Consider the following 11,755-nt stretch of genomic DNA (forward strand, 5'->3'; position numbering starts at 1 on the left):
CATAATCTTCCGTCCTGTTCCGGTTGGCCGTAGACTGCGGCCGTGATCGACGGTGAGGGGGGAGTGAGATGCGGCGTCGCTCGGGCATGCGCCTCGGTCTTTTCGTGACGGCGGTCGTGCTGATCGCCTATCTCGCGGTCTGCTATTTCCTGGTGCCCGAACTCTGGATCTTTCACGACGACCGTCGGAAAACTCCGCTCAATGCCATGGTCACATCGACGGAACAGGGCATTCCGGGCGACCCTATCAATGTCGGGCTGGTCGGCTCCAGGGAGCAGATCATTCGCGCCTTCGCGGCCGCCGGCTGGGATGCCGCCGACAAGGTGACGCTGCGGTCTTCGATCGATATCGGCCTCAGCGTCGTGCTTGATCGCCCGGATCTGGATGCACCCGTCAGCCCGCTGTTCTACGAGGGGCGCAAGCAGGACCTGGCCTTCGAAAAACCGGTCGGCCGCAGCGCCAACCAGCGCAACCATGTGCGCTTCTGGCAGACCACGACGACGGCCGAGGGCGACAGACCGCTCTGGCTCGGTTCGGCCAGTTTCGACCGCGGCGTGGGCCTGAGCCACGACACCGGACAGATCACGCACCACATCGGCCCCGACCTCGACGCCGAACGCGATCTGGTGATCGGCGATCTCGGAAAGGCCGGGCAGGTGCCGTCGACCTATGAGATCCCCGGTGTCGGTGCGACGAAAACCGGCCGCAACGGCGGCGGCGACCCCTATTTTACCGACGGCATGACCCTGGTCGGCGTGCTCGATCCGGCGATCGAAGACAGCGGTGCGAAGGCAGGCAAATGACGCCAGGCGTTTTCGGCTGCGCGCGTCGGCGCAAACAGGTGGCGTCAAGGCGGGACGGCACCACATTGACGCCACCATATCCTTAGGCAGACCGGCCCATGAACAGTGACAGCGACGCGAAATCGTCATGGAGATGACCGGCGGCAATCGCCCGCCGGAAGATCGCCTCGTAGCCGTCGGTAATCGTCCGGTCGATGCCGCGGGCTTCCATCAGGTCGACGAGATGACGGAAGGCGCCAAAGTGCGGCGAGACGGAGGAGAGCGTTTCGGCGTCGGCGACATAGCGACCGGCGGCACTACGCCTGATCAGATCGGCGACCAGCCCCTCGACCACCGGCGCCGTGGCTGACCACTGCTTGCTCAGCGTTTCGAGATCGATCGCCTCGGCGCGGCAGACGGCGATTGACTGCAGCGCGCCGAACAGCGCGCCCCACATCAGGGCGAGCAGGGCGCTGTCGAGCGCATTGGCAAGGCCCGGATCCGCGCCGATGTATTGGACATTGCCGCCGAGCGCCCGCAGCGCGTCGCGCGCCGCCTCGTAGACGTCATCCGGCCCGGAGACCAGCAACGTGCCCGCCTCGGTGCCGATGAAATCCGGTGTCGCCAGGATCGCGCCGTCGAGATGGCGGATGCCGTGCCGCGCGGCCCAGCCCTGCACCTCGCGCGCGCCATCCGGTGTGCCCGAGGTCAACTCGACGATCAGCTTGCCGTGAAGCGCGGTGGCAACAGAGCCGTTGCGCAAAAGGTCCTCCGTCGCCGCATAGTCGCTGACATTGACGATGACGATATCGCTCGCCGCAACAGCATCGCCAACGCTTGCGGCGATCTCGGCCCCGGCGGCGGCGAGCGGCGCCGCTTTTTCGGCCGTGCGGTTCCACACCGTCGTGCGGTAGCCGGCGGCCAGTAGCGCGCGCGCCAGCGCCGATCCCATGCGCCCCATTCCCAGAACGCTGATTGCAGGTTGCATTTCCAATCTCCATATCCATGGCGCGGGGGCGTTTGTTCTCGCCCGTCTCGCGCTTGACCCGTGACGCGGCCGGCGGCTGCCGGTGCGGGTCAGACGTATGGTGGGATCACCGCGGCACAATACGCACCCGGCGGTTAGTGGTTACGCTGAAGTAAGGGAGAAGGACGTGACGAGACCGATGGAAAATTGTGGCTTTGCCACCGCGCTGAGGGCGATCGAAGGCAAGTGGAAGGTCGATATCCTCTGCGAACTCGGCACCGCCGCTCGCCGCTTCGGCCGCCTGCGCCAGGCGATCCCCGCCATCAGCGAAAAGATGCTGGCGCAGCAACTGCGCGAACTGGAGGCCGACGGCCTCGTCAGCCGCACGACCTATCCGGAAACGCCGCCCAAGGTGGTCTATTCGCTGACCGAGCGCGGAGCCGCGCTGAACGTGGCTGCGGAGGCCTTGTGTCAGTGGGGCTTGAGGTACGGCGACGACGCAGGGCAGGTCGAGGCGAGGGCGGTTGCATCCGCCTAGCGGCCGATCTCGGGTGGCTTCGTGCCGGCTCGCTTTTGAGCGCGGCGTTGGAGCCACAATGTCGGCCGCCGAAGCCCCTCGATCTGTTGCCGGGGCTGTTGGCGCCTCGATCTTGGCGGCTCCAGCCCATTCTCTTCACATCCCTGCTTCCAGCGGCGCGTTCGCGCGGCGGATAGAGGCGCCACCACGCTCGTCACTTACACCTGGCAGCAGGTCTCCCTCGCGCCGCCGACGCGGCGCGGCTGGATTCCTGTGACCAGCACAGGAATGAGGGCGGTGGTGTCGTTGTGTCGTTTGCGGAGACCCTTGTGACGCGGGGACCCAGCGGACTTTGTCCGAGGTTCTCGGAGCTGTCATCTCGCCGCTGCTCCGTCTCAAGTCCCAACCCTGTGCCTCTGGGAGCTGGTTCTTGGCGGATACACCCCCTCATCCCTGTGCTCGCCACAGGGATCCAGCAGCCGTGCGTCCACACGGCTGAAAACGGCGCCAGCAACGCTACGCACTTGCACTAGGCCGCGACGCGCGTTCGCGTCGCAGACGCGGTGCGGCTGGAATCTTGCGACGGGCACAAGAACGGAAGCGGCGGCTGCCTGGACCTGGTAGCCGCCGCGAGAGCCGGCCTACTTCACCACCACATGGCGCTTCTTGCCGAGCGAGAGCCGGAGCGGCTCCCCGTCGACGGTCACCAGCCCGTCCGCATCCTCGACGACCTCGCCATCGATGCGAATGCCGCGGCCGGCGATGGCCCGCCGCGCCTCGCCCTTGGATGACGCCAGTCCGGCCCGGACAAGCAGGTCGACCAGCGCCACGCCCACGCTGCGCTCGGCGTCGTTGAGCTCGACGGTCGGCAGCCCCGTGGCCGCTTCGCCCGCCCCAAAAGCCTGTCGCGCGGTTTCCTCCGCCTGCCGGGCAGCGTCCGCCCCGTGCACCAGCGCCGTCGCCTCGTTGGCAAGCCGCTCCTTCACCGCGTTGAGCGCCGCCCCCTCGGCGCGGCCAAGCCTTTCGATCTCGTCGAGCGGCAGCTCGGTGAAGAGTTTCAGGAAGCGCACGACGTCGGCATCCTCGGCGTTCCGCCAGAACTGCCAGTAGTCGTAGGGCGACAGGCGGTCCGCGTTGACCCAGACGGCGCCGGCCGCCGTCTTGCCCATCTTGACGCCCGAGGCGGTGGTCAGAAGCGGCGTGGTCATGCCGAAGACTTCCGCGCCCTCGATCCGGCGCAGGAGGTCGACGCCGCCGACGATGTTGCCCCACTGGTCGCCGCCGCCGAGCTGCAGCCGGCAGCCGGTGCGGCGAAACAGTTCGAGGAAATCGACCGCCTGCAGGATCATGTAGTTGAACTCGAGGAAGCTCAGGTTCTCCTGCTGCTCCAGCCGCGTTTTTACGCTGTCGAAAGAGAGCATGCGGTTGACGGAGAAATGTTTGCCGACGTCCCGGAGCATGTCGATCCAGGCCATCCGGTCCAGCCAGTCGGCATTGTTGACCATGACAGCATCGGTCGGCCCGTCGCCAAAGACCAGCAGCCGCTCGAACACCGTGCGGATGCCCGCGACATTGGCCGCAATCTCGTCTTTCGACAGCATCGGCCGCTCCGCCGGGCGAAAGCTCGGATCGCCGATGCGCGTGGTGCCGCCGCCGATCAGCACGATCGGCTTGTGGCCGGCCTGCTGCATCCGCCTGAGCGCCATGATCGGCATGAGATGCCCGACATGCAGACTGTCCGCCGTCGCATCGAAGCCGGCATAAACAGGCACGATCCCGGCCGCAAAGGCGCCGTCGACGCCCTCAAGGTCGGTCACCTGGTTGACATAACCGCGCTCGACCAGCGTCCGGGTGATCGCCGAGCGCGGCTCAAAGGCATCGGTAGGATTGTCTGTTTGGGTCATCGGTACTCTCCATGGCTTTGCCGCCAGGGAGCACTGAACAAAACAAAGCCGCCTGACGGCGGCATTTCGTCTGGCGACTCTAGAGTTTCGAGCTTCCGCGGAAATGACCGACGACGAACAGGAAACTAAGCTGCATTGCCTTGGAGGCGCCGAGGCCTGCGCCGAAACAATCATGTAGAATAGGATGGAATTTTCGGCGGCGGAACCGAATTGCGCCCTGGCAGTTCACCGGCGACTAGACTTGAGGTGACAAAACCTGCGCCGATTAACGATATGCTGGCGATCGCCGCAGCGCTTCTCAAGCGATCTGTTCTAGGCACCAACCCGGCTTCTCCGCTTTCGTCATGCAATCCGGCTCCGCCGACGTTTTACCTTTTACCGCCCCGGCCGCCCCGTCTTCCCCTTCGTCCGGCCCTTCTGCCGCTTCTGGTCCGCCGGGTCCTCGTAGGACCCGACACCCGGTTTCGCCCGCGTGACGATCGGTTTTTCCGGGACGTGGCCGATGACCGGCTTTTCGGTGCGGCCGACGGTCATTTCGTCCAGCGTGTTCCGGCGGAACAGCGAGCGGTCCGCGCTGGCGGGTGTGGCGACGTCGCGGCCCATTTCGTCGAGGTCGGGTTTCTGGAAGTAGCTTTCGGAAGAAGGCTTACCCCCCTCTGTCCTGCCGGACATCTCCCCCACAGGGGGGGAGATTGCGCTGGGCTCGGCCTTGGCGGAGCGCTTGCCGCCTTGGGTGCCGCGTCCGCCTTCCTGTGACCGTGCCTCTTCCCGCGCCATCGGGTCGTCCATCGCGGCGAGTTCGGCGGCCTTGAGGCGTTTGATTTCGTCGCGCAGGCGCGCGGCCTTTTCGAAGTCGAGGTCGGCGGCGGCGTCGCGCATCTGTTTTTCGAGCGCGTTGAGGTGCGCCTGCAGGTTGTTGCCGACGAGGTGGCCGCCGTCTGCAAAACCCTTGCCGGCGACGCCGGAGATGTCGGCGCGGACGTGGTCCTTCTCGTAGACCGAGTCGAGGATGTCGGAGATCTTCGCCTTTACCGATTCCGGGGTGATGCCGTTGGCCTCGTTATAGGCCATCTGCTTTTCGCGGCGGCGGCTGGTCTCGTCCATGGCGCGCTGCATCGAGCCGGTGATCTGGTCGGCATAGAGGATAACCTTGCCGTCGACGTTACGGGCGGCGCGGCCGATGGTCTGCACCAGCGAGGTCTCGGAGCGCAGGAACCCTTCCTTGTCGGCGTCGAGAATGGCGACGAAGCCGCATTCGGGAATGTCGAGACCTTCACGCAGCAGGTTGATGCCGACGAGCACGTCGAAAGCACCCAGACGAAGATCGCGGATGATCTCGATGCGCTCCAGCGTGTCGATGTCGGAGTGCATGTAGCGCACGCGAATGCCCTGTTCGTGCAGGTATTCGGTGAGGTCCTCGGCCATGCGCTTGGTGAGCACGGTGACGAGCGTGCGGTAGCCGGCGGCGGCCGTCTCGCGGATTTCTCCCAAGACGTCGTCGACCTGGGTCTTGGCCGAGCGCACTTCCACCGGCGGGTCGATCAGGCCGGTCGGGCGGATGACCTGCTCGGCAAAGACGCCGCCGGACTGTTCCAGTTCCCAGGAACCCGGGGTTGCCGAGACGGCGATCGTGTCCGGGCGCATCGCGTCCCACTCCTCGAAGCGCAAGGGGCGGTTGTCCATGCAGGAGGGCAGGCGGAAGCCGTATTCGGCCAGCGTCGCCTTGCGGCGGAAGTCGCCGCGATACATGCCGCCGATCTGGCTGACGGAGACGTGGCTCTCGTCGATGAACAGCAGCGCGTTGTCGGGGATATATTCGAACAGCGTCGGCGGCGGCTCGCCGGGATTGCGGCCGGTGAGGTAGCGTGAATAGTTCTCGATGCCGGCGCAGGAGCCGGTCGCCTCCAGCATCTCGATGTCGTAGCGGGTGCGCTGCTCCAGCCGCTGGGCTTCGAGCAGGCGGCCGCCCTTTTCCAGCTCGGCGAGGCGATGCACCAGCTCTTCCTTGATCGCCTTGATGGCGCCGTTCAGCGTCGGGCGCGGCGTGACATAGTGCGAGTTGGCGTAGATCTTGACCGACTTCAGGTCGCCGGTCTTCTGGCCGGTGAGCGGATCGAACTCGGTGATGGCGTCGATCTCGTCGCCGAACATGGAGATGCGCCAGGCGGCATCCTCCAAGTGGGCCGGGAAGATTTCGATTGTATCGCCGCGCACCCGGAACGAGCCGCGCTGGAAATCCATGTCGCGGCGCTTGTACTGCTGCGCCACCAGGTCGGCCAGCAGCTGCCGCTGGTCGAGCCGGTCGCCGACGCTCATCTGGAAGGTCATGGCGGTATAGGTCTCGACCGAGCCGATACCGTAGATGCAGGAGACCGAGGCGACGATGATGCAGTCGTCGCGCTCGAGCAGCGAGCGGGTGGCCGAGTGGCGCATGCGGTCGATCTGCTCGTTGATCGAGCTTTCCTTCTCGATGAAGGTATCCGAGCGCGGCACGTAGGCTTCCGGCTGGTAATAGTCGTAGTAGGAGACGAAGTACTCGACGGCGTTATCCGGGAAGAAATTCTTGAACTCGGAATAGAGCTGGGCGGCGAGCGTCTTGTTCGGCGCCAGGATGACGGCCGGGCGCTGCGTCGCCTCGATCACCTTGGCCATGGTGAAGGTCTTGCCCGAGCCGGTGACGCCGAGCAGCACCTGGCTGCGCTCGCCCGAATTCAGGCCCTCGACCAGATCGGCAATCGCCGTCGGCTGGTCGCCGGCGGGCTGGTATTCCGAGGCCATGCGGATCTCGACGCCGCCTTCGGATTTCGGAGGGCGGGCCGGGCGATGCGGCGTCCAGAGCTTGCCGTCCTTGAACAGCGGGTTGCCGCTCTCGATCAGCGCCGAAAGCGCCTCGACGGTAGCGGTGACGCCCGAGGTGGAGGTCAGCTTGGCGGCGTCTTCCAGCGATACGTCGAGGCCGGCCACCGGGTTGAGGCCGGCGGCGGCCCGGGTCTTCGGATCGGTCGAACCGCCCATGGAGGTGCCACGCGCCGACTTGCTGCCGACGATCTCGACCTTGCCCTTTTTCGCCCCCTTCTTCGGCGCCGCCTCGTCATCCGCGCCCGCGGCCTTGCGCGCCGCCTTGGAGGCAGCGATCTCCACCGTCTTGCGGTGCTTGCCGGCCTTGGAGGCGATCTGGCGCTGAGTTTCGAAGGCGGAAGCCTCCGCATCGGCCTCGAGCTGCTTCACCCAGTCGGAGACATTGCCGGACAGAGGCGTACCGGACAAAGGCGCCTGAGGCGCTTCTTCGAAACCGGACGGCGTGGAGGGCTTCGGCGGGGCATTCTTCGGAGCTTTGGTCATGGCGGGGAATATGGAGAGAGTCCGGCGGAAAGTGAAGGGGCGAGGGAGTACAAAAAGGCAACATTTACAGGGTTGGATGGTTGTGGTTTTTCGAAGGATGCGTAAGAGTTGCATGACCTAGCGGGGCCAAATGACGATCAGACGACCGACGATACTTGAACTGGTGGCGCAGCTTGTGATCGTGGCATTCGTGGTTCTTCCGGTCACCGATGTTCTCGATGCGTATTGGGGTTACGCCTGCAGCGAGCCCGGTTCCCGGAGCGACTGTTATCCCTGGGGCAGCGAGGGGCCGGTGGCGGACCGCTGGGGATACGAGAGCAAGGCCGCCTACATCGGGACAGGACTGGCATCAATCGTCGTGTTGACCGTGTCAGGTCTTGCGCCGCTCATGGTGAGCCGCGCCACTGTCGGCTTGTCGCTGATGGCGGCCGGCTTCGTTGCCGGCGGCTATATGGCATCCTTTGTGTGAAGGTTTGCCGAGGTTCGCAGGCTTTGATGCCGAGCGGTGCAGCGTGACGCGTGGTTGAACGGCAGGAATTGCTGGGCAGTCCGGGCGCGGTTCTTGGCATGGCGGGTCAGGATTGGGTAGCTGAACTGGTGGATCGGATGGAGTGCGCGGCGGCGGCGCGGTGATCCCGAGATGACAGCGACCGGTCCGAACCGAGACTGTCTCAGCGGCCAAGGCTACGGCTGAAGGAGCGTTCAACCGTAACGGGCTGGTCTTGCAGGTCAGGATAACTCTTACGGTTGCGGCGTGCCATAACGTTACCCCGATTGGGCGACAAGACATAAATCCCTGCGACGTGATAACAATAACGCTTTGGAGGGGGCCATGTTCTGCTTACGTGGTGCCGCACTCATCGCGTTATGTGCCGTGACGTTCAGTCCGACCATCGCCGCCGAACCTGTCGGCCAGGCGGTGGAGATTCGCACGGCGGTCAGCGGCGCGCGCGGGGCGATCGCGGTCAAGGACCCGGTCTATCGGGACGAGCGGATTTCGACATCCAAATCCGGCCTAGGCCAGTTCGTCTTCCAGGATGGCACCAAGCTCGCGGTCGGGTGGGGCTCGTCGGTGGTCATCGACAAGTTCGTCTACGACGATGCGAAGTCGGTGAAGAAGCTGACGATCATGGCCGCCAAGGGAACGTTCCGCTGGATCAGCGGCAAGTCCGGCCACTCTGCCTATCAGATCGTCACCCCGGCCGGCACCATCGGCGTTCGCGGTACCGCCTTCGATTTCTACGTTGGCCGCGATGGTACGACGGCCGTCGTGCTGCTTAGCGGCGCCGCAAGCTTCTGTGGCGCCGGCGGTTGCCGGCAATTGACGCAGCGCTGCGACTGCGTCGTCGCCAAGCCGGGCGGCGGCATCAGCGATCCGAGAAGAGTCAGTCGCAATACATTGAAATCACTCGGCAATGCGAAAGCCCTTCCTTTCCTCTCCGGTGGGCAACGACTGTCCGGAGCGCTGGGCTGGGCGGGGGGTGGCTGCAGCCTTGCGGCGGCGATCAACGAAGACGTTGAACCGAAGCCGAAAACTGTGCAACCCCCCGCCGTCGAGCAGGAGAAGCCGCGCCAGCAGAAACCGCCGCTGATACCGGGAACGCAACGCCAGGAACAAAGGCAGCGGCAGGAACAGAACGGCCAGGGCCAGCGGCAGAGCCAGGAACAGCGCCAGCGACAGGAACAGGGTCAGGGCGGCCAGAAACAATCCCAGTCGCAATCGCAGCGGCAGGAGCAGGCGCAAGGCCAGGGCGGCCAGCAGCAATCCCAGTCGCAATCGCAACGGCAGGAACAGTCGCAAGAGGGCGGTGGAACGCAGCGCCAGGAACAGAGCCAAAGCCAGAGCCAGAGTCAAAGCCAGAACTAGCCGCAGCGCCGCCGGCTGGGTCGGCGTTCCGCGTGGGCCACGATCTGCAGAGACACATGACATGTCGGCAACGGGCCGCTTGCCCCCCCAAGCGCGTCGGCGACATATCGACTTTGATTCAAAGCTTTACCGATACATCCGAGAGTCCGAGTCGAGGTGAGGCACCGCCGGATGCGCCATCCGCGCGGCGGTGCCCTGGCTCATTCCGCCGGGCGTTTGGCGCCCTCGATCGGCGTTTCGGCGAAATGTTCCGACCGGCGCGAGATCCGGGCGTAGAAACCGACGAGGCCAGGCACGAGCGCGGCGGACTTCAGCTTCGCCGTATTGATGATGCTGCGGCTCGAGCTCGCGCGCGTGCGCAGCACCGAGACGAGCCTGTCGTGCAGCAGCCGCAATTCGGCAAAGGCGGGCGAGATGGCGAGGTTTTCGTCGCCGGCAACGGCGAAGAGCCGGGTTCGCGTCGTCTTTCCCTTGAGGCCCAGGCTTCCCGCATCCAGCAGCGCACATTCCGGCAGCGCCTCGGCGGTCGCTTCCGACACGAGCACGTCGAAATTGACATCCTTGCAGGCCGCTTCGATGCGGGCCGCGATGTTGACGGTGTCGCCGACCGCCGAATAGTTGAAGCGGGTTTCGGCGCCCATGTTGCCGACGCAGGCGAGCCCGGTATGGATGCCGATGCCGATGCGGACCTCATGGCTGGCGCCGAAGCCGAAGGCGTCCTCGGCATTCAGCCGGGCGAGGGTTTCGCGCATGCCGAGAGCGGCGCGAAGCGCCTTTTGCGGATGGTTGATCACGTCGACCGGAGCGTTCCAGAAGGCCATGATGGAGTCGCCGATGAACTTGTCGAGCGTGCCTTCGTTGGCGAGCACGTGTCGGCTCAGCGCGTCGAGCAGCGTGTTGAGAAAGGCGACGACCTCGGTCGGCGTCATGCGCTCGCTCATCTCGGTGAAGCTGCGCACGTCGACGAACATCACCGTCAACTCGCGATCGTCGCCGCCGAGGCTCAGGGCGTTGCGCGTATGCTCGATGCGATAGAGCAGCGACGGTGAGAGATAGCGACCAAAGGCCTGCCGGACCTCGCGCCGTTCGCGGTCCGTCACCAGGAAGCGATAGGCGGTGGCGCCGAAATGGGTGATCGACGCGGCAAGGATCGGCGCCAGCGGATCGAAGAGCAGCCCGACATAATAGAAGGCGAGCCAGGAGGCGACGAGCGCAAGCACCGTGACCGCGAGGCCGCAGACCAATGCCACGACCGGGCTGACGAACGTGGTCAGCAGCACGAGCAAGGTGCCGGCGAGCGCAATCGAGAGGATTTCGAGCCCGTCGGCCCAGTCGGGACGCGAGAGATAGCGGCCGGAAAGAATCTGCTCGACGATCTGGGCATGGATGGAGACGCCGGGCACGTTCTGCCCGAGCGCCGTTGTGCGCACATCCTGCAGGCCCGCTGCCGAGGTGCCGATGAAGACGATACTGCCTTCGATCGCCGCGCGCACGTCCGGCGAGGCGGCCTCGTCCGTCAGGACACGCCGAGCGGAAATGTAGCGTTCCGTCGTGTCCGGCGTGACGTAGAGCCAGAGTTCGCCGGTCGAGGTGAGCGGCACCACGAAGTCGCCGATCTTGACGGCGGTGAGGGTGTTGGCGACGTTCGGTGCCGCCGCGAGCACATAGGTGGAGGCGCCCTGGGCCACCCGCAGCGCTTCCAGAGCGAGGCTCGGATAAAATTGCCGCCCGTCGCTCAGAAACAGCGGTGCGGCCCGCACTACAGCCGAGGACGAGCCGGGATTGAGGCTGATATGGCCAAGGCCGGCAGCGTTGGCTTCGAGCTGCGGCCTCAGCGGCGTTGCGGCACGCAGCCGTGGCGGCGCCTCGGAGGCGGTTTCGCCGGTAAAGGCGAAGCCCGCCTTGACCGGCGGCAGGTAGCTGCCCTCGTTGGTGAGGCCGAAGCCGAGCACGACCGGCTTGTCGAGGATCGCCTGGGCGAAGATCTCGTCATTGTCCGGCAGGGTGGCGATGAAGGACGGATCGACGCCGCCGACATCGCGTACGACGGTGCGTGGCGACAGGCGGTCAGGTTCGGCGAAGAGTACGTCGAAGGCGATCGCCGCTGCCCCCATCTCGGTCAGCCGGTCGGTCAGTTTCGCCAGACGGTCGCGCGGCCAGGGCCATTGGCCGAATTCGCGCAGTGACGCCTCGTCGATATCGACCACCTTGACCGGCATCGGTTCGAAGCTGCGCGGCGCGATCCGCTGGTACTCGTCGAAGGTGACGTCGCGGGCCTGGCGCAGAAGCTGCGGATCGTTGGCCCGCAGGACCGTGAAGAATGCCACCACTGTGAGGCCGATGATAACGCCAAACAGCTGGGCTCGTGTCATGGCG

At 65.5% G+C, this 11,755-nt stretch carries 8 protein-coding genes; 4 read left to right on the plus strand and 4 right to left on the minus strand.

Going from position 1 to position 11,755, the window contains the following annotated elements; all coding sequences use genetic code 11:
* The first annotated feature begins 68 nt into the window (after positions 1–68).
* Positions 69–803 (plus strand): LssY C-terminal domain-containing protein, encoded by a 735-nt coding sequence (locus tag I8N66_RS03925; RefSeq protein ID WP_291149927.1) that lies wholly within the window; start codon positions 69–71, stop codon positions 801–803.
* A gap of 82 nt (positions 804–885) precedes the next feature.
* Here the strand turns inward: I8N66_RS03925 and I8N66_RS03930 are convergent, their stop codons facing one another.
* The gene (locus tag I8N66_RS03930) at positions 886–1,770 is read right to left on the minus strand and encodes an NAD(P)-binding domain-containing protein (protein ID WP_291149930.1); all 885 of its coding nucleotides are present in this window, start codon (positions 1,768–1,770) and stop codon (positions 886–888) included.
* Between the two features lie 166 nt (positions 1,771–1,936).
* Between I8N66_RS03930 and I8N66_RS03935 the strand changes: the two genes are divergently transcribed.
* On the plus strand, positions 1,937–2,287 hold the full coding sequence (locus I8N66_RS03935; protein WP_291149933.1) for a helix-turn-helix domain-containing protein: 351 nt from the start codon (positions 1,937–1,939) through the stop codon (positions 2,285–2,287).
* A 620-nt stretch (positions 2,288–2,907) separates the two neighbouring features.
* On the opposite strand, the gene tyrS is transcribed toward I8N66_RS03935, so the two are convergent.
* Entirely contained in the window at positions 2,908–4,170 is a 1,263-nt protein-coding gene (gene tyrS / locus I8N66_RS03940) for a tyrosine--tRNA ligase (protein WP_291149936.1), read from the minus strand.
* A 375-nt stretch (positions 4,171–4,545) separates the two neighbouring features.
* Positions 4,546–7,512 (minus strand): excinuclease ABC subunit UvrB, encoded by a 2,967-nt coding sequence (gene uvrB, locus I8N66_RS03945; protein ID WP_291149939.1) that lies wholly within the window; start codon positions 7,510–7,512, stop codon positions 4,546–4,548.
* A 130-nt stretch (positions 7,513–7,642) separates the two neighbouring features.
* Here uvrB and I8N66_RS03950 point away from each other — a divergent pair, with 130 nt between their 5' ends.
* Both I8N66_RS03950 and I8N66_RS03955 read left to right on the plus strand, forming a co-directional pair.
* Positions 7,643–7,981: a hypothetical protein gene (locus I8N66_RS03950; protein WP_291149942.1), complete on the plus strand. Its 339-nt coding sequence runs from the start codon at positions 7,643–7,645 to the stop codon at positions 7,979–7,981.
* Positions 7,982–8,344: 363 nt separating this feature from the next.
* Positions 8,345–9,379 (plus strand): FecR domain-containing protein, encoded by a 1,035-nt coding sequence (locus I8N66_RS03955; protein ID WP_291149945.1) that lies wholly within the window; start codon positions 8,345–8,347, stop codon positions 9,377–9,379.
* 200 nt (positions 9,380–9,579) lie between these two features.
* Here I8N66_RS03955 and I8N66_RS03960 read toward each other — a convergent pair whose 3' ends face one another.
* Positions 9,580–11,751, minus strand: a complete 2,172-nt coding sequence (locus I8N66_RS03960; RefSeq protein ID WP_291149947.1) for an adenylate/guanylate cyclase domain-containing protein — start codon at positions 11,749–11,751, stop codon at positions 9,580–9,582.
* Positions 11,752–11,755: the final 4 nt, after the last annotated feature.

The organism is Ensifer sp. SSB1 (genome assembly GCF_016652895.1).
In the GTDB taxonomy this organism is placed as follows: domain Bacteria; phylum Pseudomonadota; class Alphaproteobacteria; order Rhizobiales; family Rhizobiaceae; genus Ensifer.